16 protein-coding genes are annotated in these 22,640 nt (G+C 71.5%); 8 read left to right on the top strand and 8 right to left on the bottom strand.

Translation table 11 applies throughout. The features are described from left to right. Positions 1–35: 35 nt before the first annotated feature. Complete coding sequence (gene metH / locus ACIRL2_RS03075; RefSeq protein ID WP_395873003.1) at positions 36–3,512, bottom strand: methionine synthase; 3,477 nt, start codon at positions 3,510–3,512, stop codon at positions 36–38. Between the two features lie 336 nt (positions 3,513–3,848). Between metH and ACIRL2_RS03070 the strand changes: the two genes are divergently transcribed. Next, complete coding sequence (locus tag ACIRL2_RS03070) at positions 3,849–4,700, top strand: PAC2 family protein (protein WP_395873002.1); 852 nt, start codon at positions 3,849–3,851, stop codon at positions 4,698–4,700. 157 nt (positions 4,701–4,857) lie between these two features. On the opposite strand, the gene ACIRL2_RS03065 is transcribed toward ACIRL2_RS03070, so the two are convergent. The 4 genes from ACIRL2_RS03065 to ACIRL2_RS03050 form a co-directional block, all read right to left on the bottom strand. Further along, positions 4,858–5,487 (bottom strand): group III truncated hemoglobin, encoded by a 630-nt coding sequence (locus ACIRL2_RS03065; RefSeq protein WP_402229792.1) that lies wholly within the window; start codon positions 5,485–5,487, stop codon positions 4,858–4,860. A gap of 224 nt (positions 5,488–5,711) precedes the next feature. Continuing rightward, positions 5,712–7,505, bottom strand: a complete 1,794-nt coding sequence (locus ACIRL2_RS03060) for a glycosyl hydrolase family 18 protein (RefSeq protein WP_402230282.1) — start codon at positions 7,503–7,505, stop codon at positions 5,712–5,714. A 310-nt stretch (positions 7,506–7,815) separates the two neighbouring features. After that, on the bottom strand, positions 7,816–8,436 hold the full coding sequence (locus ACIRL2_RS03055; protein ID WP_395872999.1) for a hypothetical protein: 621 nt from the start codon (positions 8,434–8,436) through the stop codon (positions 7,816–7,818). 46 nt (positions 8,437–8,482) lie between these two features. Next, positions 8,483–8,773, bottom strand: coding sequence for a hypothetical protein (locus ACIRL2_RS03050; protein WP_395872998.1), 291 nt, complete (start codon positions 8,771–8,773; stop codon positions 8,483–8,485). Positions 8,774–8,973: 200 nt separating this feature from the next. Between ACIRL2_RS03050 and ACIRL2_RS03045 the strand changes: the two genes are divergently transcribed. From ACIRL2_RS03045 to ACIRL2_RS03015, 7 genes are all read left to right on the top strand, one after another. Then, entirely contained in the window at positions 8,974–9,954 is a 981-nt protein-coding gene (locus ACIRL2_RS03045; RefSeq protein WP_395872997.1) for an NAD(P)/FAD-dependent oxidoreductase, read from the top strand. Positions 9,955–10,538: 584 nt separating this feature from the next. Next, entirely contained in the window at positions 10,539–12,185 is a 1,647-nt protein-coding gene (locus ACIRL2_RS03040; RefSeq protein WP_402229789.1) for an ABC transporter substrate-binding protein, read from the top strand. Continuing rightward, a complete protein-coding gene (locus ACIRL2_RS03035; RefSeq protein ID WP_402230280.1) occupies positions 12,185–13,117 on the top strand; it encodes an ABC transporter permease in 933 nt (310 codons plus the stop codon). Before ACIRL2_RS03040 ends, ACIRL2_RS03035 begins: the two co-directional genes overlap by 1 nt. Before the next feature lie 2 nt (positions 13,118–13,119). Next, the gene (locus tag ACIRL2_RS03030; protein ID WP_402229788.1) at positions 13,120–13,980 is read left to right on the top strand and encodes an ABC transporter permease; all 861 of its coding nucleotides are present in this window, start codon (positions 13,120–13,122) and stop codon (positions 13,978–13,980) included. After that, positions 13,977–15,722, top strand: coding sequence for a dipeptide ABC transporter ATP-binding protein (locus tag ACIRL2_RS03025; RefSeq protein WP_402229786.1), 1,746 nt, complete (start codon positions 13,977–13,979; stop codon positions 15,720–15,722). Before ACIRL2_RS03030 ends, ACIRL2_RS03025 begins: the two co-directional genes overlap by 4 nt. Beyond that, positions 15,719–16,774 carry an LLM class flavin-dependent oxidoreductase gene (locus tag ACIRL2_RS03020; RefSeq protein WP_395872993.1) on the top strand — a complete coding sequence of 352 codons (1,056 nt, stop codon included), beginning with the start codon at positions 15,719–15,721 and terminating at the stop codon, positions 16,772–16,774. Before ACIRL2_RS03025 ends, ACIRL2_RS03020 begins: the two co-directional genes overlap by 4 nt. A gap of 547 nt (positions 16,775–17,321) precedes the next feature. Then, positions 17,322–18,266, top strand: a complete 945-nt coding sequence (locus ACIRL2_RS03015; RefSeq protein WP_395872992.1) for a glutathione S-transferase C-terminal domain-containing protein — start codon at positions 17,322–17,324, stop codon at positions 18,264–18,266. 39 nt (positions 18,267–18,305) lie between these two features. Here the strand turns inward: ACIRL2_RS03015 and ACIRL2_RS03010 are convergent, their stop codons facing one another. The 3 genes from ACIRL2_RS03010 to ssuE all read right to left on the bottom strand — a co-directional run bounded on the left by ACIRL2_RS03010 (position 18,306) and on the right by ssuE (position 21,636). Then, complete coding sequence (locus ACIRL2_RS03010; protein ID WP_402229782.1) at positions 18,306–19,889, bottom strand: NtaA/DmoA family FMN-dependent monooxygenase; 1,584 nt, start codon at positions 19,887–19,889, stop codon at positions 18,306–18,308. Positions 19,890–19,902: 13 nt separating this feature from the next. Further along, positions 19,903–21,030: an LLM class flavin-dependent oxidoreductase gene (locus ACIRL2_RS03005; RefSeq protein WP_395872990.1), complete on the bottom strand. Its 1,128-nt coding sequence runs from the start codon at positions 21,028–21,030 to the stop codon at positions 19,903–19,905. Between the two features lie 72 nt (positions 21,031–21,102). Beyond that, positions 21,103–21,636: an NADPH-dependent FMN reductase gene (ssuE, locus tag ACIRL2_RS03000; RefSeq protein ID WP_395872989.1), complete on the bottom strand. Its 534-nt coding sequence runs from the start codon at positions 21,634–21,636 to the stop codon at positions 21,103–21,105. Between the last annotated feature and the right edge of the window lie 1,004 nt (positions 21,637–22,640).

Below are 22,640 nucleotides of genomic sequence, written 5' to 3'. Positions count from 1 at the left end.
GCCTCGTTCTTGGGTGACGGGTGGGCCGGGTTGTCTCAGCGGGCGTTGAAGTAGTTCGCCTCGGGGTGGTGCAGCACGATCGCGTCGGTGGACTGTTCCGGGTGCAGTTGGAACTCCTCGGACAGCTCGACGCCGATCCGCTCGGGCCCCAGCAGGGCGGTGATCTTGGCCCGGTCCTCCAGGTCGGGACAGGCGCCGTAGCCGAGCGAGAAGCGCGCGCCGCGGTAGTGCAGCTTGAGCATGCCGTCGAGGTCGTTCGGGTCCTCGCCCGCGAAGCCGAGTTCGGCGCGCACCCGGGCGTGCCAGTACTCGGCCAGGGCCTCGGCGAGCTGTACGGACAGGCCGTGCAGTTCGAGGTAGTCGCGGTAGGCGTTCTCGGCGAACAGCTTCGCGGTGGCGTCGGACAGGCGCGGGCCCATGGTGGCGATCTGGAAGCCGACCACGTCGATCTCGCCGGAGTCCTCCGGGCGGAAGAAGTCGGCCAGGCACAGGTGCCGGTCGCGGCGTTGGCGCGGGAAGGTGAACCGGGTGCGTTCGTTGCCCGCGTCGTCGAGCACGATCAGGTCGTCGCCCTTGGACACGCACGGGAAGTAGCCGTAGACCACGCCGGCGTCGAGCAGGTTGTCGGTGACGATGCGGTCGAGCCAGTAGCGCAGGCGCGGGCGGCCCTCGGTCTCGACCAGTTCCTCGTAGGAGGGCCCGTCGCCGCCCCGGGTGGGCTTGAGGCCCCACTGGCCCATGAAGGTGGCCCGCTCGTCCAGCCACGAGGCGTAGTCGTTGAGCTGAATGCCCTTGACCACGCGGTCGCCCCAGAACGGCGGGGTGGGCACGGGGTTGTCGACGGCTACGTCCGAGCGGGCGGGCATCTCCTCGGGTTCGGTCTCGATCACCTTGGCGGCGGCCACCTTGCGCCGGCGCAGCGCGGGCAGTTCGACGCCGGGGACGCCGCGCTTGACGCCCATCAGGGCGTCCATCAGGCGCAGGCCCTCGAACGCGTCGCGGGCGTAGCGGACCTCGCCGGCGTAGATGTCGTAGAGGTCCTCTTCGACGTAGGCGCGGGTGAGGGCGGCGCCGCCGAGGATGACCGGGTAGCCGGCGGCCAGGCCGCGGGTGTTCAGCTCCTGGAGGTTTTCCTTCATGATCACGGTGGACTTGACCAGCAGGCCGGACATCCCGATCACGTCGGCGCGGTGTTCCTCGGCGGCTTCCAGGATGGCCGAGACCGGCTGCTTGATACCGATGTTGACCACGTTGTAGCCGTTGTTGGACAGGATGATGTCGACGAGGTTCTTGCCGATGTCGTGCACGTCGCCCTTGACGGTGGCCAGCACGATGGTGCCCTTGCCGTCCTCGCCCTCGACCTTTTCGATGTGCGGTTCCAGGTGCGCGACGGCGGACTTCATCACCTCGGCGGACTGGAGCACGAAGGGCAGTTGCATCTGGCCGGAGCCGAAGAGTTCACCGACGACCTTCATGCCGGCCAGGAGCGTGTCGTTGATGATCACCAGGGCGCTGCGCTCGCGCAGTGCCTCGTCCAGGTCCTCTTCGAGGCCGGCCCGCTCGCCGTCGATGATCCGGCGCTCGAGGCGCTCGTTCAGCGGCAGTGCGGCCAGTTCCTGGGCGCGGGTGGCGCGCACCGACTTGGCGTCGACGCCCTCGAACAGTTCCAGGAAGCGCTGGAGGGGGTCGTAGTCCTCGCGGCGGCGGTCGTAGACCATGTCGAGGGCGACCTCGCGCTGCTCCTCGGGGATGCGCGCCATCGGCAGGATCTTGCTGGCGTGCACGATCGCCGAGTCCAGGCCGGCTTCGATGCACTCGTTGAGGAAGACCGAGTTGAGCACGATGCGCGCGGCCGGGTTGAGGCCGAAGGAGACGTTGGACAGGCCCAGGGTGGTCTGCACGTCGGGGTGGCGGCGCTTGATCTCGCGGATCGCCTCGATGGTCTCGATGCCGTCGCGGCGGGTCTCCTCCTGGCCGGTGCCGATCGGGAAGGTGAGCGCGTCGATGATGATGTCGGAGACCTTGATCCCCCACTCGCCGGTGAGCGCGGTGATCAGCCGTTCGGCGACTCGGACCTTCCATTCGGCGGTGCGGGCCTGGCCCTCCTCGTCGATGGTCAGCGCGACCACGGCGGCGCCGTGTTCCTTGACCAGCGGCATGATCCGGCGAAAGCGCGAGGTGGGGCCGTCGCCGTCCTCGTAGTTGACCGAGTTGACCACGGCGCGCCCGCCGAGCAGTTCCAGGCCCGCTTCGAGCACCTCGGGCTCGGTGGAGTCGAGCATGATCGGCAGCGTGGAGGCGGTGGCCAAGCGGCCGGCCAGGGCCTTCATGTCGGCGACGCCGTCCCGGCCGACGTAGTCGATGTTCAGGTCGAGCATGTGCGCGCCGTCGCGGGTCTGGTCGCGGGCGATGTCGAGGCAGTCGTCGTAGCGGCCTTCGAGCATGGCCTCGCGGAACGCCTTGGAGCCGTTGGCGTTGGTGCGCTCGCCGATGGACAGGTAGGACAGGTCCTGGCGGAAGGGCACCGACTGGTAGAGCGACGCGGCGGCGGGCTCGTGCCGGGGGTTGCGGGGGGCGAGTTCGCGCCCGTGCACGCGTTCGACGACGGCCTTCAGGTGCGCGGGCGTGGTGCCGCAGCAGCCGCCGACCAGGGCCAGGCCGTACTCGGTGGTGAACGTGTCGTGCGCGTCCGCCAGTTCCTCGGGGGTGAGCGGGTAGTGCGCGCCGTCCTTGGTCAGGATCGGCAGGCCGGCGTTGGGCATCGCGGTGACCCCGATGCCGGCGTGCTTGGCCAGGTGGCGCAGGTGTTCGCTCATCTCGACCGGGCCGGTGGCGCAGTTGAGCCCGATGAAGTCGATGCCCAGCGGCTCCAGGGCGGTCAGTGCCGCGCCGATCTCGGAGCCCATCAGCATCGCGCCGGTGGTCTCGACGGTGACCTGGGCGAAGATCGGCAGGTCGATGCCGGCCTTCTTCAGCGCGCGCTGCGAGCCGATGATCGAGGCCTTGGTCTGGAGCAGGTCCTGGCTGGTCTCGATGAGCAGGGCGTGCGCGCCGCCGTCGATCAGGCCGGCCGCGTTCACTTCGAAGGCGTCGCGCAGCGTGGCGAAGGGCACGTGGCCCAGGCTGGGCAGCTTGGTGCCGGGGCCGATCGAGCCGAGCACCCAGCGCGGCCGGTCGGGGGTGGAGTAGTCGTCGGCCACTTCACGGGCGATCCGGGCGCCGGCTTCGGCGAGCTCGTAGATGCGGTCCTGGATGTCGTACTCGCCCAGGTTGCCGAGGTTGGCGCCGAAGGTGTTGGTCTCGACGCAGTCGACGCCGACGTCGAAGTACTCCTTGTGCACGTTGCGCACGATGTCGGGGCGCGTGACGTTGAGGATTTCGTTGCAGCCTTCGTGGCCCTGGAAGTCGTCCAGGCTGGGATCCTGCGCTTGGAGCATGGTTCCCATCGCTCCATCGGCGACGACGACGCGGGTGGCGAGTGCTTCGCGAAGCTGCTGCGGGGTGGCTGTCATGAGAATGCGTCTCCGATGGGTGCGACGGCTGTCGGCTTGCCCGGGTCCGTCGAGACGGATCGGGCCAGAGCGCCAGCTTAATGCGCTCGCCGCGCACGGCCCGGTGACGCGCGGGTGACGTCGCCCACTGGTCACCCGGCGCTCACCCGCGCTCACCGGGCCGTATGCGTCGCGTTCGCCGGGCGTCGCCCGGATTTCACTGTGGGCGAAGTCGACGCGGGCGGGTCTGGCCGAGGGTGCCTCAACCCGTAATGTGGGGACCGTACAGCTCTCGCGGCCTCGGGGACGGGTGCCCGCGGCGCACGGATCCCGGCCACGGCCGGAAGGAGGCACTGGGTGATCGAGCTCGACGACCTGCCCGAGCTGATCGACCCCGTCATGGTGGCCGCGTTCGAGGGGTGGAACGACGCGGGCGATGCCGCTTCCGCCGCGATCGAGCACCTCGACCGGGTCTGGAAGGGCGAGGTCTTCGCGGCCTTGGACGCCGAGGACTACTACGACTTCCAGGTCAATCGCCCGACGATATGGCTGGACGGGGACACCCGGCGGATCACCTGGCCCACCACCCGGCTGTCGGTGGTCCGGTTGGCCGAGCCGCGCCGCGATCTGGTGCTGGTGCACGGCATCGAGCCGAATCTGCGCTGGCGCTCGTTCTGCAACGAACTGTTGGGCTTCGCGCACGAGTTGGGCGTGGAGACGGTAGTGGTGCTGGGCGCGATGCTGGGCGACGCGCCGCACTCGCGGCCGGTCCCGGTCAACGGCACCACGTCGGATCCGGTGGTGGCCGCGAACGTGGGTCTGGAGCAGTCCCGGTACGAGGGGCCGACCGGCATCGTGGGCGTGTTCCAGGAAGCGTGCGCGCACGCGGGGATGCCGGCGTTGACGTTCTGGGCCTCGGTGCCGCACTACGTCGCGCAGCCGCCCTCGCCCAAGGCGACGCTGGCGCTGTTGCGTCGGCTGGAGGATTTCCTGGACGTGACCGTCCCGATGGGCGAGCTGGCCGAGGACGCGCGGGCGTGGCAGGTGGGGGTGGATCAGCTCGCGGCCGAGGACACCGAGGTCGCGGAGTACGTGCGCTCGCTGGAGGCGGCGCGTGACACCGAGGACCTGCCCGAGGCGTCCGGTGACGCGATCGCGGCCGAGTTCGAGCGGTACCTCAAGCGCAAGGGCGATCAGGCCGAGGGGTGATCGGGGCTCGGGTGATCGGGCTTCGGTGTCGGGGCTCGGGTGACCGAGCTCCTGTGATCGGGGCTCCGATGGCCGAGGCTCCGGTGTTCGGAGCAAGGCTGTCGGGGTCGGGTGTCGGCCCCGGGTGATCGACCCGGGTGATCGGTCCCCGAGGTAGTCAGGCCGAGCGTCGGCGCAGTTCCAGGGTCGCGAGCGGGATGAATCCGCCGGTGCCCGGTTCGGCGGCGGCGTCGGGGCCGGACAGTCGGCGCAGCATGGCCAGGGCGATGCGCTCGCCCTGTGCCTTGGCCCGTTCGGCGCGCGGTCCGGCGAAGTCGCCGTCGACGGTGGCCCGCCACAACTGGACCCAGCGGCCGAAGTGCCGGGCGGTCAGCGGCGCGGCGCGGTGCAGCGTGTGGTGCACGGCGAACGCGTCGCCGCGGTATTCGGCGGTGCGCAGCAGCGCGCGCTCCCAGAAGTCGGTGATCCGGGGCAGGTGCGCGTCCAGGTCGGTGCCGGCGATCTCGGTGAAGTAGGCGCCGATCACCGGGTCGGCGAAGGCCGCGCCGTAGAAGCGGCGCAGGAGCGCGTCGAGGTCGGCGCGGGTGGTGATGTCGGCGCGGGCGGTGTCCGGGCCCGGGTGGGCCTGGTGCGGGTGTTCCCGGTCCGCTCGCGGCGGGTGCGGCGCTTGCGGGTGCGGCGCCGGGTGCGGCGTGTCCGTCTGCGGTTCCCACCGGTCCGGCTCTCCCCCGTTCGGGGCCGCGCGGAGCGTGAGGTCCGTCGGTTCGCGTGTGCCGTCGCCGTGCATGCCCGCCAGTTTAGGCCGCCGGTGTTCTCGGGGGCCGGTGCCGAACGGCCCGTGCGGGTGGGGTCCTGGGACCCCACCCGCGCGGTCTGTGCCGAGTCCGCCGTCCGCGCCGGTGGACGGCGGGCCCGTTCGTGGTGTCGTGACCGGGCACCCCGGTGGGCCCGGCCACGACCTGCGGTCACGAAGCGGTGAAGGCGGCCGCGTTCGTGGCCGCGCCCTCGGGGCTAGCCCAGGCCGCTGTGGATCGCGGACGCGAGTTCGCCATTGGTGGTGTCACCGCTGAACTCCCAGAAGAACGCGCCGCGCAGGTTCTGCGCCTTGGCCCAGCTCATCTTGGAGGTGACGGTGGCGGGGGTGTCGTAGCTCCACCAGTTGCTGCCGCACTTGGCGTACGCGGTGCCCGCGATGGTGCCGGTGCTGGGGCAGCTGCTCTTGAGCACCTTGTAGTCCTCGATGCCCTGCTCGTAGGTGCCCTGGGCGGGGCCGGTGGCGGTGCCGCCGGGCGCGTCCTGGGTGACCCCGGTCCAGCCTCGACCGTAGAAGCCGATGCCGAGCAGGAGCTTGTTCGCCGGAACGCCCTTGGTCTTGAGCTTGGCGATCGCGTCGGAGGAGTTGAAGCCGTCCTTCGGGATGCCGGTGTAGGAGGTCAGCGGCGAGTGCGGGGCGGTCGGACCCTTGGCGTCCCAGGCGCCGAAGAAGTCGTACGTCATCACGTTGTACCAGTCCACGGAGGCGGAGGCGCCTCCGTAGTCGGCCGCGTCGATCTTGCCCGCGGCGGACGCGTCGGCGGTGATCGCCGCAGTGACCAGGTTGTTCGTGCCGAACTTGGCCCGGGTTGCGGAGAGCAGCGTCTTGATCGAGGCCGCGCCGCTGGTGTCACAGGTCAGGCCGCACGCGTTGGGGTATTCCCAGTCCAGGTCGATGCCGTCGAACACATCGGCCCAGCGCGGGTCCTCGACCAGGTTGTAGCAGGACTCGGCGAACGCGGCGGGGTTGGCCGCGGCCTGGCCGAAGCCGCCGGACCAGGTCCAGCCGCCGAACGACCACAGGATCTTGATGTTGGGGTACTTGGCCTTGAGCTGGCGCAGCTGGTTGAAGTTGCCGCGCAGCGGCTGGTCCCAGGTGTCCGCCACGCCGCTGACGCTCTGGTCGGCGGTGAAGGCCTTGTCGTAGTCGGCGTAGGAGTCGCCGATGGTGCACTTGCCGCCCTGGACGTTGCCGAAGGCGTAGTTGATGTGGGTGATCTTGGCGGCCGAGCCGGACGTGACGATGTTCTTCACGTTGTAGTTGCGGCCGTAGATGCCCCAGTTGGTGAAGTAGCCGAGCTTGACGGTGCTGCCGCCGCCGGGGCCGCCACCGCCGCCGGTGGTGTGCACGGTGACCGCGGCACTGGCCGGGCCGGTCTGGTCGACGGTGTCGCGGGCGATGACGGTGTAGGTGTAGTCGGTGCCCGCGGCCAGGCCGCTGTCGGTGTAGGTGGGCGTGGTGACGGTGGCGATCTTGCTGCCGCCGCGCAGCACGTCGTAGTTCTTGATGCCGTGGTCGTCGGTCGCCGCGGTCCAGGTCAGCTTGACGCCGTTGTCGGTGACGTTGCTCGCGACCGGGGTGCCGGGTGCGCCGGGCGGGTTGTCGCCGGGGTTCGTGGGTCCCCCGTCGCAGGATCCGCCGTTGATCTTGCATCCGGTCGGGTTGCCGGGGCCGGTGCCGTTGAAGCCGAAGGTCACCGAGGCGCCGGGGCCGACGGTGCCGTTCCAGCCGACGTTCTTGGCGGTGTAGTGGTCGCCGGTGCGCGTGACGGTGGCGTCCCAGGAGGAGCCGACGGCGGTGCCGGCGGGGAAGTCCCATTCCAGGGTCCACGAGGTGATCGCGGCCGTGCCGGTGTTCTTGATGGTCCAGCTTCCACCGAAGCCGGAGCCCCAGTCGGAGGTCTTGACGAACGTGGCGGTGGTACCGGCGGCCTGTGCGGGGGACGCGAGGCCGACCATCGCTGCCAGGGGAAGCAGCAGGGCGCTGATCATGGCGACAAGGGTGCGCCGGGACAAGGTCGTGCGTCGTTTGGTTCCTGTGCTCAAGGGTGCTCCTCGAGTGGGGCCAGACATACGGGGACGTGGCACCTCCCGGTGGGGAAACGATTCGACTACGGCCCCACCGCAGGTCCAGTGAGAGTAGGAAAGGTCTGGACCACGGGTCAATGGTCTGTACCAAAATGGTCTGGACCAACTGCCTTGCCCAGCACCGCAAATGCCACACGCGGGCCCCGAGGGGCCCGCGTGATCTGGGAGTTCGTCGAACTTGCCAAAATTTTCCGAGGCGCCCGCCCGTCCGTCTTCAGCGCCGGGCCGGGGCGTACGGCGCGCCGGGCGCGGGCGCGGTGCCGTCCACGGCCGCGCGCCACCGGTCGTGCAGCCACATCTGGGTGCGCCTCCGGGCCGCCCGCTCGTCCCACTGCACGTCCCGCTCGTAGGTGAGCACGGACAGGTCCCCGGCGAGCACCGCCCAGGTGTAGAGCCCGTTGATGTGACGCGCGTTGACCCTCATTCCGCTCACCGAGGTGGCCCGGCCGGCGGGCGTGCCGATGGTCTCGTCGTGCTGGGCGACCCACTGCACGGTCAGCCCCTCGGCGTGCAGCGGATCCACGTGGTGCCAGAACGCCTCGGCGGCGGCGTGCGCCTCCTCGGTGCCGGGCAGCGGACCCTGGCGCGGGCCGTCCAGCCGGGTCCAGCCCAGCAGGGTGCCGTCGGCGCGGTCCACCACCACGCTGGCGTGCGGGCCGCCCGGGTGCGGGTGGGTGGCCGGTTGATGGCGCACGACCACGACGGGGCGTTCGTCGTGCCACGCGTAGTCGAGCGCCGTGAGTATCCAGTTGCGGGGTATCGACAGTCTGCACTTCGCCAGCAGAGCGGCGACGGCGGTGGTGACGTCGGTGTCCCTGCCGGGGAACAGGGTCATGGTGCGTCCTCGCGGTCGTGCGGGATCGGAACGGAGTCGAGGTGGATCAGGACGGTGCGGCGGCCGCGGCGGGCGCGGTGGGCTCGCGCACCGGGGCGGGACCGAGGAGCCGGGTCGGGATCTCGGTGCCGCTCGCGTCCGCGGGCGACGCCAGTTTGCCGCACACCTGTTCGGCGCCGCCGGCGAGGGTGAGCCGACCGACCCGCCCGGGGCTCGTCCGCGCGTCGCCGCACCGGTCGGGCGAGCCGGTACCCCGGCCCCGGACGTGGCCGAGGCGCTCGGCGAGGGCGCCGGGCGCCGGGGCGCCGGCCGAGGGCGGCGCACAGGAGATCTGCATGAACCGGACCCTAACGATCGGCGGGCCGGATGAGAACAAGTTCCATCCTTTCCATACGGTCGCGTACGGACATTTGCCCGTGGTTGGGCGAGCTCGTACTTCGTGGGTGCTTCCGTTCGTGTGACGCGGGGCACGAACTCGAGGAAGCCCGTGTGCCGTTCGGCTAGGGTCCGGGCAACCCTGCTCGGGAAGGAGCGCGCGTGTCCTCGACCGTCGACACCGATCTGCTCGTCATCGGCGCGGGCCCCACCGGCCTGTACGCCGCCTACTACGCGGGGTTCCGGGGCCTGCGCACCGCGCTGTTGGACTCACTGCCCGAACCCGGTGGGCAGATCTCCGCGATGTACCCGGAGAAGATGATCTACGACGTCGCCGGCTTCCCGGCGATCAAGGGCCAGGACCTGGTGGACGCGCTGGTCGAACAGGCCGCGCCGTTCGAGCCGAGCTACCTGCTGGGGCACCGTGCCGAGGAGCTGGCGCAGGACGACGAGGGGGTCACCGTCACCTGCGCGAGCGGCCTGGTGGTGCGCGCCAAGGTGGTGCTGATCAGCGGCGGGATCGGCACGTTCAGCCCCCGCCCGCTGCCCGCCGCCGACGCCTTCACCGGCGAGGGGGTGCGCTACTTCGTGCCGCGCCTGGCCGATCTGGCCGGGCTGGACGTGCTGATCGTGGGCGGCGGCGACTCGGCGTTCGACTGGGCGACCAGTCTGGAGCCGATCGCCAAGTCGATCACGCTGGTACACCGGCGGGACAAGTTCCGCGCGCACGAGCACACCGTGCGGCGCGTGCTGGCCTCCACCACCGAGGTGATCACCTCCGCCGAGGTCACCGTGCTGCACGGCGACGGACAGGTCAGCGGCGCGGACGTGGTCGCCAAGGCCGACGGCGCGGTGCGCACGCTCCCGGTCCAGGCGGTGGTGGCCGCGCTCGGCTTCGTCGCGGACCTGGGCCCGATGACGCACTGGGGCCTGGAGCAGCGCAAGCGGCACATCGTGGTGAACCAGGCGATGCGCACCAACCTGACGCGGGTGTTCGCGGCCGGCGACATCGTCGACTACGACGGCAAGGTCAAGCTGATCGCCACCGGGTTCGGCGAGGCGGCCACCGCGGTCAACAACGCGATGACCGTGGTCGACCCCTCCGCGCATGTCTTCCCCGGGCATTCCTCCGATGTTCCCTAGTCGGGCCCGGTCACGGTGTCGGCGCGGCGATATCGCCGCGCCGGCACCGCATTTCCCGCGCCCGCCCGGGACCGGACTTTCCGGCCGGCCCCGACCGAAAAGCGGAATAGCCACTTGTTGTATCGCCGGATGACTCGATAGGCTCACGCAGTCGCAGATATCGATCCATTCCTGTCGAAGGACGTCATGACGCTCGTGGTGTCGGTCACCGCCTCCACGCCCGGGGTCTCCTCCCGGCGTGTCGAGGCCGTCGCGCCCTGCGGCGCGGCCGTGCGCCGTCCGCGAACTCCCCTGTGCACCCGCCGGCATGTCGATTTCGGTCGCGTGCACAGCTCGGCCTGTCGCACCCGCTGATCCCCGCGGACCGGGCTGCTCCGCCGCCGGACGCCCGCCGACGATCCTTGTGATCGCCGCCGGGCCGTCCGCCCGCCGTTCCACGACCTCCTCCTCGATTCGCCGCGTCCCGCGCCGGCGCGTTTCCTGACGCGTTCGCGTCCGATGCCGCGCGCTCGCGCGAATCGTGGAATATCCCTGCCCGAAATCACGCGCGCCGCCGCGTGAATTCGCCATGCCCGGAGATTCCCATGCGCATTTCGGCATTCACCGCCTCCACTCCCTCTCGAAGACTGCGTCGCGTCGCCGAAGCCGGTGCCGCCGCCGTCGCCCTCGCGCTGCTGGCCGGTGCCTGCGACAACGGCGGCGACCAGGCCGCGAACACCGCGGAGGTCGGCCCGCCGCGGGCCGGCGGCACGCTCACCTTCGCGCTGGCCGCCGATCCCACGTGCCTGGACCCGCAGCAGTTCGGCGCGAACGCGAGCCTGAACGTGGGCCGCCAGATCGTCGACTCGCTGACCGACCAGGACGGCAAGACCGGCGAGATCAAGCCGTGGCTGGCCACCTCGTGGGAGGTGGACCCGCAGGCCACCCGCTTCACCTTCCACCTGCGCCCGGGCGTCACCTTCGCGGACGGCGCGCCGCTGGACGGCGCCGCGGTCAAGGCCAACCTCGACGGCGTGGTCGCGCTGGGCGCCAAGGCCACCATCGCGAGCAGCTACCTGACCGGGTACCAGGGCACCACCGTGCTCGATCCCACCACCGTGCGGGTCGAATTCTCGGCGCCCAGCGCCCAGTTCCTCCAGGCCACCTCGACCATGTCGCTGGGCCTGCTCTCCCCCGCCACACTGGCCAAGACCCCGGAGCAGCGCTGCCAGGGCGACCTGGTCGGCTCCGGCCCGTTCACGCTGCGCTCCTACAAGCCGAACCAGAGCGTGGAGTTGGCCAAGCGGACCGGGTACGGGTGGGGCTCGTCGCTGTTCGCCCACCAGGGCGAGGCGTACCTGGACCGGCTCGTGTTCAAGATCGTGCCGGAGTCCGGCGTGCGGGCGGGCAGCCTGGAGTCCGGCCAGGTGGACGCGATCAGCGACGTGCAGCCGCAGGACGAGGCACGGTTCGCCTCCGGGTACACCGTGCTGACCCGGCCCAACCCGGGCGTCGTGTTCAACCTCCAGGCCAACGTCTCCCGGCCGATCCTGTCCGAGGAGGCGGTGCGGCGGGCGATCCAGAAGGCGGTGAACCGGCCCGAGCTGGCGCAGACCGTGCTCACCCCCAAGTACAAGGCGGCGACCTCGCCGCTGGCCTCGGTCACCCCCGGCTACGTCGACCTGTCCGCGGAGCTGGCGTACGACCCCGAGGGTGCCAAGCGACTGTTGGAGGAGGCGGGCTGGAAGACCGGCTCGGACGGCATACGGGCCAAGGACGGGCGTCGGCTGAGCGTGGATGTGATCTTCGCGCCGCTGTTCAACGCGAGCCAGTCCGTCCTGGAGCTGGTCCAGCAGGAGTTGCGCAAGGTCGGCGTGGACCTGCGGCTGCGCAAGCTGGCCGCCGGTGAGCAGAACCAGGTGCAGAGCGCGGGCGACTACGACTTCGCGTACTACAACGTCACCCGCGCGGATCCGGACATCCTGCGCACGCTGTTCGGTACCAAGACGGTCAACCGGCTCAAGATCGCCTCGGGCGAGCTGGACGTCGTGCTGGACGACCAGGCGCAGAACCTGAACCCCGCGCAGCGCGACGCCAAGGTCGCCCAGGCGCAGCGCATCGTCGCCGAGCGCGCGTACGTGATCCCGCTGTTCGAGTTGTCCCAGGTGCACGGGCTGGGCCCGAAGGTGCACGGGCTCGGCTTCGAGGCGTCCTCGCGCCTGCAGTTCCACGACACGTGGGTGAGCAGCTGATGCGCGGGTATCTGGCGCGCCGCGTGCTCCAGGCGGTGGTGGTGTTGTGGGCGGCGTTCACCGTTTCGTTCGTGGTGCTGTATCTGCTGCCGGGCGATTCGTTGTCGATCAAGCTGGGTGGTCTGGAGGGCACCGCGACGCAGGCGCAGATCGACGCGGTACGCGCGGCGCACGGCCTGGACGATCCCCTCTACGTGCAGTACGGGCACGCGTTGGGCGACGCGCTCACCGGGGATCTGGGCACCTCGGCGCAGACCGGGGCGCCGGTGGCGCGCACGATCGCGGACGCGTTGCCGCAGACCCTGGCGTTGACCGGGTTCGCGATGGCGCTGGCGGTGTTCGGTGGTGGCGCGTTGGCGCTGGCGGCGACGTTCACCCGGTTGCGGGCGCTGCGTCAGGTGTTGTTGTCGTTGCCGGCGATCGGGATCTCGATGCCGGGCTTTTGGGTGGGGTTGCTGCTGGTGCAGGTGGTGTCTTTCCAGTGGGGGATGCTGCCGGCGCTGGGCAACGACGGCTTCGAGAGCCTGGTGTTGCCGGCGATCACGCTGGCGCTGCCGGCCGGCGCGATGGTCGCGCAGGTGTTGGCGAAGAGCATGACCACGGCGCTGGAGGAGCCGTACGTGCAGACCGCGCGGGCCAAGGGGGCGGGCCGGCTGCGGATCCATCTGCGGCACGCGTTGCGCAACGCGTCGCTGCCGGCGTTGACGCTGGCGGCGGTGGTGACGGGGAACGTGCTGGTGGAGTCGGTGGTGGTGGAGACGGTGTTCTCCCGGGCCGGGGTGGGCCGGCTGACCGCGGCGGCGGTGGACACTCAGGATCTGGCGATGGTGCAGGGGGTGGTGCTGCTCGCGGCGGTGGTGTTCGTCACCGTCGCGCTGGTGGTGGATCTGCTGTATCCGGTGCTGGATCCGCGTGTGGGAAGGACGGTGTGACGATGGCCGTGGCTTTCCCGACGGGGGTGCTGCCCGCGGCGCGCGGGCACGCGCGGTTCGTGCTGCGCCGTCCCGGGTTGACGTTGTCGCTGGTGGTGTTCGTGCTGGTGCTGCTCGCGGCGCTGTTCCCGGGGTTGTTCACCGACGGGGACCCGTTGGTGGGCACGCCCCGGGACAAGTTGCGGGGGCCGAGCGCGGAGCACTTGTTCGGTACCGATCAGCTCGGGCGCGACCTGTTCACCCGGGTCGTGTACGCCAGTTCGTTGTCGCTGCGGGCCACGTTCGTGGCGGTGCTGGTGGCGCTGGTGGTGGGCGGGGGGCTCGGCTTGTTGTCCGGGTTCTTCGGCGGGTGGTTGGACGACGTGGTGATGCGGGTGGTCGACGTGTTGCAGGCGATCCCGCGTCTGTTGTTGTCGCTGGCGCTGGTCGGCGCGTTGGGCTTCGGCACCACGAAGGTGGCGATCGCGGTGGGTGTGGCCAGTGTCGCGGGCTTCGCCCGGGTGATGCGGGCCGAGGTGTTGCGGGTGCGTTCGTCGGTGTACGTGGAGGCGGCGCGGGCGAGCGGGGTGCGTTCGGGCGCGGTGCTGGCCCGGCATGTGTTGCCGAACGCGTCCGGGCCGGTGCTGGTGATGGCCGCGTTGGAGTTCGGCATCGCGATCCTGTCCGTGTCGGCGCTGAGCTTTCTGGGCTTCGGTGCGCCGCCGCCGACCCCGGAGTGGGGCGTGTTGGTGGCCGATGGGCGCAACTTCGTGTCCACGGCGTGGTGGTTGACCACATTTCCCGGGCTGGTGATCGCGGCGACGGTGTTGTCCGCGAACCGCATCTCGCGGGCCTTGGACGGAGAACGGAGGCAGGACCGATGAGGGAGACGAGCAAGGGGCTCGCCGGCGATTCCCCCGTGCGGGAGTCCGAAGTCGCGGGTGTGGGACGGGCGCCGGCCGCGTTGTCGGTGGTGGCGACCTCGGTGGACCCGCTGTTGGAGATCCGGGGGCTGCGGGTGTCCTACCGCACCTCCCGCGGCCCGGTGGACGCGGTGACCGCCGCCGACCTGAGCGTGGCGCCCGGTGAGGTGGTCGCGGTGGTGGGCGAGTCGGGTTCGGGCAAGAGCACCACCGCGCACGCGATCGTGGGGTTGTTGCCGGCCGGCGGCCGGGTCGGCGCGGGTCGGGTGTTGTTCGAGGGCCGTGACCTGTTGACGCTGCGCGAGCGCGAACTGCGGAGGGTGCGCGGGCGATCGATCGGGTTCATCCCGCAGGACCCGATGCTCTCGCTCAACCCGGTGCGGCGGATCGGCGATCAGGTCGCCGAGGCGCTGATCGTGCACGGTCTGGCGAGCGGCAAGGAGGCGGCGCAGCGCGCGGTGGCCGCGCTCGGCGAGGCGGGCCTGCCCGAACCGCAGGTGCGGGCACGGCAGTTCCCGCACGAGTTGTCCGGTGGCATGTGCCAGCGGGTGCTGATCGCGATCGCGCTGGCCTGCCGGCCCCGGCTGGTCATCGCCGACGAGCCCACCAGCGCGCTGGACGTCACCGTGCAGCGGCGGATCCTGGACCACATCGACGAACTCACCCACGCGCACGGTACGGCGATGCTGCTGATCACCCACGATCTGGGGGTGGCCGCCGACCGCGCGCAGCGGGTGGTGGTGATGTCCCAGGGCACGGTGGTCGAGCAGGGGCCCGCGGCGCGGATCCTGACCGATCCCGAACACCCGTACACCCGGCAGCTGATCGCGGCGGCGCCGAGCCTGACCACCCGTCGGGCCCGGCCTCGTCCGGTGCGCGAACCGGTGCCGCGGGCGGAGCCGTTGCTGACCGTGACCGGCTTGGTCAAGGAGTTCGCGCTGCCCCGGACCAAGGAGGGCGCGCGTACTCTGCGCGCGGTGGACGACGTGTCGTTCACGGTGCGTCGGGGCGAGACGCTGGCGCTGGTGGGCGAGTCGGGTTCGGGCAAGTCGACCACGGTGCGGATGATCCTGGGCCTGGAGACGCCGACGGCGGGTCGGGTCCTGATCGAGGGGCGGGAGGTGACCCGGCCCGGGCGCGGCGAGTTGCGCGCGCTGCGCAGGCGGATGCAGTTGGTGTACCAGAACCCGTATGCCTCGCTGGATCCGCGCTTCACCGTCTCCGAGATCGTCGAGGAGCCGCTGCGCGCGTACCGGGTCGGCACTCGTGCGCAGCAGCGGGCCCGGGCGGCGGCGTTGATCGACCAGGTGGCGCTGCCCGAGGGCGTGCTGCGGCGCAAACCGGCCGAGTTGTCCGGCGGTCAGCGCCAGCGGGTGGCGATCGCCAGGGCGTTGGCGTTGGAGCCGGATCTGGTGGTGTGCGACGAGCCGGTGTCGGCGCTGGACGTCTCGGTTCAGGCGCAGATTCTGGAGTTGCTGGGCCGGCTCCAGGACGAGTTGGGGATCAGCTACCTGTTCATCTCGCACGACTTGGCGGTGGTGCGCCAGATCGCCGACCGGGTGGCTGTGTTGCGGGCCGGTCGGCTGGTCGAGAAGGGCGCGTGCGAGCAGGTGCTGTCGGCGCCCACGCACGCGTACACCCGCGAGTTGATCGCGGCCATTCCCGGGCGTCGGCGCCCGCAGCCGTTGGGAGCGGTGTCATGAGGTTCGCCGTGTTCACGTTGGGCGCCAACGCGCCGCATCCGCTCACCGGGCATCGGGCTCCGGCGCACGAGCAGTTGGCGGAGTTGGTCGAGACGGCGGCACTGGCCGAGGAATTGGGCTTCGACGCGTTCGGGGTGGGTGAGCGGCACGGTGAGCCGTTCCTGTCCTCGGCGCCGCCGGTGATCCTGGCGGCGGTGGCGCAGCGCACGTCGCGGATCCGGCTGTTGACCACGCTGACCGTGATCAGCGTGTTGGATCCGGTGCGGGTGGCCGAGGACTACGCGACGCTGGACCAGTTGTCCCGGGGTCGGCTGGATCTGATGGTCGGCAAGGGCAACGACCCTCGCCATTTCCCGCTGTTCGGGTTGGTGGAGGACGATCAGTGGGAGCTTCAGGAGGAGAAGTTCGAGCTGTTGCGCAGGTTGTGGAGCGAGGAGAAGGTCACCTGGTCCGGGCGCTTTCGCAGTCCGCTGCATGAGGTCACCACCTATCCGCGGCCGTTCCCGCGTGCGGACGGGCGGGCACCGGTGATCTGGCACGGCAGCGCGACGAGCCGCGCGTCCACCGAGTTGGCGGCCAAGTGGGGGGATCCGCTGTTCACCGCGAACGGCTTCCATCCGATGGCCAAGTACGCCGACCTGATCGACCACTATCGCGAGCGCTGGGCGGCGTACGGGCGTGATCCGGCGGACGCGGTGGTCGGGTCGGGCGCGGGCGGCTGCTATGTGGCGTCCACGTCGCAGGAGGCGCTGGCGCGCTATCGGCCCTACTACGACGCGTTCGCCAGGTCGGCGGCGGCGCAGCACAATCGTTCGCCGTTCACGTCGTTGGAGGACAACGTGGCGAACGGGCCCGCTCTGGTGGGCAGTCCGGCGCAGATCGTGGACAAGATCGGCCGCTACCACGCGGCTTACGGGCATCAGGTGCAGGCGATCGGGACGGAGGGGCTCGATCGCGCGGAACGGCGGGCGGTGCTTGAGCTGTTCGCGGGCGAGGTGGCTCCGGCGTTGCGTGCGGCGATTCCTTCGCGGGTGTGGGATCGGGCTGCCTGAACGCGGGGGAAGGGGGTGGGGGTTGGGGCTCGGTGGGGTTTGGGCGGGTCGGGCTTGGGCCCGGCGGGTGTGCGTGGACGCCCGTTCGGGATCCCGGGGTCGGTCGCGCATGGGCCCGGCGGGTGTGCGCGTGGACGCCCGTTCGGGATCCCGGGGCGGGTCGCGCGTGGGCCGGGGCGGTGTTCCTGGACGCCCGTCCGGCCCCCGGGGCGGGGTCGGGCGCGGGTGGTGCCGAGGGGGTGGGTCCCGATGTGGCGGCGATCGGTGCGGGGCTCTTGCGGGGGGCTGTCTCGAGCGCGAATAATCACGAGTCATGGACGGCTGCGTGTGTCACGCGGGCCCCCGCTCGGGATTGCCCGGGGCGCGGGTCCTGATTGCCGTTCACCTTCTGATCCGCCGCCACATCGACTTCCTGCGCGTGTGCAGCGCGAGTTGTAGCGCGGTCTGAGTTCCACGCCACCGGTCCGCCCGCATCCGGGTCGGACCACGCCGTGCCGTGCCGTCTCGACCGTTGCCACACTCCACGACCCGCGCGAGGGAGACCCGTATGTCCACGACATCCCCGAAGGCCGCCGGACCGATCGACTTCCGCACCCACGGGCGCTACCGCGTCCGCCACCCCGGATCGCCGCTGCCGGGTCTGGAGGGCATCCGCCCGCCGATGCAGCGCTTTCGCGGCCGACTCGGGGCGGGTTTTCGCGCCGAGCCCAATCGTTACCACCTCTACCTGTGCCTGGCCTGCCCGCGTTCGTTGCGGGTGGCCATCACGCGCGACCTCAAGGGCCTGGGCGCGACCGTGGGAACCTCGCTGGTGGACCCGGTCCGCGACGGGCGTGGCTGGGCGTTTCGGGACGGGGACGGGCACGGCCTGGACCCGGTGGGCGGGTTCGCGTTCCTGCGTGAGGCGTACGAGGCGACCGAGTACCACTACGACGGGCCGGTGACGGTACCGGTGTTGTGGGACCGGTGGAGCGGACGGGTGGTCAGCAACCACGCGCCGCACATCCTGCGCGACCTGGCCACCGGCTTCGACGGCGGGCCCGAGTTGTATCCGGCGGAGCGGCGCGAGGAGATGTGCGCGCTGGACACGCTGTTCGAGGAGGACGTCACCGACGCCGCGCAGCGGGCCGGGCGGGCACCGGCGGGATCGCGTCGGGCCGAGGCGATGGGCACCGTGCTGGCCACACTCGCCGTGGCCGAACGCCGGCTCGCGGTAAGGCCGTTCCTGCTGGGTGACCGGCTCACCGCGGCGGACGTGCAGTTGTGGACCACGCTCGTGCACCTGGACGCGGTGCACAAGCGGCACTTGGACGCCGAGGACGTGCACCGGCTCGCGGCGCACCCGCATCTGTGGGCGTACGCACGGCGGTTGAACCTGATCCCGGCGTTCCGCGACAATCTGCGGCTGGACCACATCGCCCGAAACCACCGGAGCCACTGTCGGGGTCCGGCGGCCTCGGGCGTGTCGATCGCACTCAACGACTGGACATGACCCCCGCGGCGTGGCGGTGCGGGCCCGGATCCCGGGGGCTCACACCGCCACGTCGGTGCGGTGCGCGCCGGCCGGGCGCGGTGCCGGCAGGCGCAGGTGTTCGCGCAGGGTGGTGCCCTCGTATTCGGCGCGGAAGACGCCGCGTTCCTGCAGGATCGGCACGACCTGGTCGACGAACTCGTCCAGTCCGGTCGGGGTCAGGTGCGGGACCAGGATGAAGCCGTCGCTCGCCCCGTCCCGTACGTGCACCTCCATGCGCTCGGCGACGTGCGCGGCGGTGCCGATGAACGTCTGCCGGGCGGCCACCTCGATCACCACCTCGCGCAGGCTCAACCCGCCTTTGGCCGCCGCGAGTTCGCGCCAGGTGCGGGCCACCTCGAGCGGGTCGCCGCCGGTGCGGACCCGGCCCCGGGCGATCGTGGTGCCGTCGGTGACCGGGTCGAAGTCCGGCAGCGGGCCGTCGGGGTCCAGGTCGGACAGGTCGCGGCCCCAGACCTGTTCGACGAACTGGATCGCGTTGCGCGGGCTGACCTGTTGCCGGCGGATCCAGGCGGCCTTCTCCTGCGCCTCCTCGGTGGTCGCGCCGATCACCGCGGTCACCGCGGGCAGGATCCTGAGCTCGTCCGGGCCGCGCCCGTGTCGGGCGGCGCGGCCCTTCATGTCCGCGTAGAAGGCCCGGCCCGCGTCGTATTCGCCGTGCCGGGAGAAGATCACGTCCGCGTGTGCGGCGCCGAACTCGCGTCCGTCCTCGGAGTCGCCGGCCTGGATCAGCACCGGGCGGCCCTGCGGGGTGCGCGGCACGGTGAAGCGGCCTTCGATGGCGAAGTGCCGGCCGTGGTAGTCGAACCGCCCGGCGTCGGGGGTCGCGAACACGCCGCCGTCGGGGTCGGCGACGTGCGCGTCCGGGGCCCAGCTGTCCCACAGCGTGCGGGCGGCCTCGACGAACTCGATGGCTCGCTCGTAGCGTTCCTCACGCGGCAGGAAGCCGCCCCGGCGGAAGTTCTCCCCGGTCCAGGCGTCCGGTGAGGTGACCACGTTCCAAGCGGCACGGCCGGCGCTGAGGTGGTCGAGCGAGGCGATCTTGCGGGCGAGTTCGTAGGGCTCGTTGTAGGTGGCGGTGGCGGTCGCGGCCAGGCCGATCCGGTCGGTGATCGCGGCCAGTCCGGCCAGCACGGTGAGTGCGTCCGGGCGGCCCGCGACGTCCAACTCGAAGATTTTGTTCTGGTGTTCGCGCAGGCGCTGGCCTTCGGCCAGGAAGAAGAAGTCGAAGCGGCCGCGTTCGGCGGTGCGTGCCAGGTGTTCGAAGGAGTCGAAGTCGATCTGGCTGCCCGAGTGTGGATCGCTCCAGACGGTGGTGCTGTTGACGCCGGGGAAGTGCGCGGCCAGGTGGATGCGCGTGCGGTGCGCCGGGTCTTCGGATCGGGAGGCGCGGGAGCGGGTGTCGATGGGCCGGGGGGCGCGGGACGGCGAGGCGCCCGGCTGCGTCGCGCGGGGTTGGGGGCTGCCGGGCTGGGAGTCGTGGGGCTGAGAGCTGCTGGGCTGCGAGCTGTGGGGCTGGGGGTTGTTGGGCTGAGAGTTGTGTGGCTGGTTGCTGCTGGGCTGGGAGCTGCTGGGTTCGGGCATCGGTGACCTCTCCTCAGGTCCGGGCGTAGCGGTTGGCGGGCAGCGGCAGGCCCAGGTGGCCGCGCAGGGTGGGCGCGGTGTAGGCCGTACGGGTGTGGCCGCGCTCGCGCAGCAGCGGGACGAGGTCCTCGACGATCCGGTCCAGGTCGTGGGGCAACACGCCCGGGATCAGCGTGAATCCGTCCACCGCGCCGCCCACGTACCAGCCGGCGAGTCGATCCGCGAGCGCCTCGGGGGTGCCGGTGAAGCCGAGCCCGCCGGCGACGGGTACGTCCGAGCGCGCGTCGAGCAGGGCGCGTTCGCGGCGGGCCTGCGCGTCGGTGCCGGCCAGGTGCACGGTGATCTCGGCGAGCACCCGCAACTCGGCCGGGTCACGGCCGTTGCCTTCGGCGATGGCGTGTGCGCGCTCGCGCAGCCGGCGGGCCTCGTCGGGGCCGGTCGCGTCGACGAACAGCACGTCGGCGAACCGGGCGGCGATCTCCAGCGTGTCGGGGCCGTCCACGGTGATCCCGACCACCGGTCGGCCCTGCGGCGGGCGCGGTGTGATGGAGGGCCCGCGGACGTCGAACCAGGTGCCCTCGAAGTCGACGTAGTGCAGTTTCTCCCGGTCCAGGAACCGGCTGGTGGCCACGTCGCGGATGATCGCGTCGTCCTCCCAGCTGTCCCACAACCGGCTCACCACGTCGGTGAACTCGGCTTGCTCGTCCGCAAGTTCGCCGGGGGTCGCGACGGGTTTGCGGCCGAAGTGGCGGGCTTCGAGGCCGGTCCGGGACGGCAGCGGCCACCAGCCGGCCCGGCCTCGGCTGACGTGGTCGAGGGTGGCGATCGCGGTGGACACGTGGAACGGCTCGGTGTGCGTGGTGGTCGCGGCCGGGATCAGGCCGATCGACTCGGTGGCGGGCGCCACCCGCGCGGCCACCGAGACCGCGTCGAGCCGGCCCGGTACCCGGGGCGAAGGCGGCCCCAGCGAGTCGTCGAGGCGGATGAAGTCGAGCAGGCCGCGTTCGGCGGTGCGGGCCAGTTCGACCCAGTAGCGCGGGTCGAACAACTCGGCGGGGCGGGCGTGCGGCGAGCGCCACGCGGCGGGGTGGCGGCCCGCGCCGTCGAGCGCGACACCGAGGTGGAGATGGCCGGTGGTCATGCGAACTCCCTTGTCGTACGGGCGGATCGGCCTGCGCCCCGGTCGGCGACCGGGGGCGCCGACCGGGGCGGGTCAGGCGACGGCGGCCGGGCGACGCAGCCGGGCGGAGAACGCGTCGGCGAGTTCCTCCAGCGGCGCGACGCCCTCGGCCTCGATCCCGCCGTCGGCACCGACGTACCGCTCGTGCACGAACCAGCCCTGCGCGACGTGGTCGGCGCCGAGCGAGGTCAGCACCGGGCGCAGCGCGTAGTCGAGCGCGAGCACGTGCGCGGGGGTGCCGCCGGTGAGCACCGGCAGGATCTCCTTGCCGCGCAGCGCGAATTGCGGGAGTACGTCCAGGAACGTCTTGAGCACGCCGCTGTAGGCGGCCTTGTACACCGGGCTGGCGATCACGAGCGCGTCGGCGTCGGCGACCCGGTTCAGTGCGGCGCGCAGGTCCGGGTCGGCGAAGTCGGCGTGCAGGAGCGCCCGGGCGGGCAGGTCGCGCACGGCGAGGGTGGACACGTCGTGTCCGTCGGCGGTCAGCCTGGCGGCGACGTGGCGGGCGACCACGCCGGTGCGTGAGGTCGCGGAGGGGCTGCCCCATACGGTCAGGACGGTTGCCATGGGTTTTACCTCGGTTCGCGGTGGTTCCGGTGGTGGTTCGCGGGGTTCCGGTGATGGTTCTCGGGGATTCCGGGATCGATCAGGGGTTGGTCGGGGTTGATCAGGGGTGGTGCGGACGACGGTCGAGTGGTAGGGCCGGCGACGATAGGGGGTGTCAGGGGTCACCGGAGAGGTGACCCCTGGGGTTGGTCAGGGGTGACGAGGGGGTGGCGCGGGAGCTTGCCGGGTGGGGTCGCCGAGCGGTCGGCCCCGATCGGCGGCTCTCCCGAGGGTCGCCCCGGTGACCGGTCCCGGAGGTCGGTGCGTCCACGCGGGTCGGTCGAACGGTGATCGCGATCGATGGCCGGCGCTGCCCTGCCCGGGAGTCGGGTCGGATCCGGTCGGATCCGGTGGGGTCGCGAACGGGCCTACGCGGGCGTCGCGACGTGCCGGAGGGCGTGTGGCGCGGCGGCCGGGTGTGGCGGTCGGGTTCCGATCGGGGCGACGCGGACGGCGCGGCCGGGGCCGCGGCCTCGGGTCAGCGACAACAAGCGGCGCTGGTGACGCGCCCGAGGTCGATGTGGAGGCGGGCGGACAGCAGCCAACCGGCGGCGGACATGACCGCCCCGTCGCTGTGTCGCGCGTGCTGCGCCACCGGGATCCCCTCGCTGGGCCGTGGCGGAGCGCCACGGCGAGATGTTCCGGAACCTAACCCGCCGGGCGGTGCTCGGTCAATTGCTCGAAGGCGACCGCGTGGGATCGACGTTGACAATTCGTCGGGCGGCTCCGTAGCTTCGATGTCGTGAGCCCCGACCTCTTCCTCGTGTCGTGCCGCCACATCGACCTGTGTCGTGTGGCCGGCGGGCTGTGTCGTCCGCGCGGCTGACCTCGCCGCCGCGCTCCTCGGTCTGTCCCGAGGAATCCTGAGCTCCCGCCCGGGTTGCGCACCCGGCCTTGTGGCGCAAGGCCCTTCCCATCCGCCGAACCCTCGCCCCGGCGTCCCCGTGCCCGGACGCCGGTGACGG

The sequence above is a fragment of the Embleya sp. NPDC127516 genome (genome assembly GCF_044765325.1).
Taxonomy (GTDB): domain Bacteria; phylum Actinomycetota; class Actinomycetes; order Streptomycetales; family Streptomycetaceae; genus Embleya.
The sequence above is the reverse complement of the archived record's forward strand: the minus strand, read 5'-3'. Positions and strand labels throughout refer to the sequence as shown.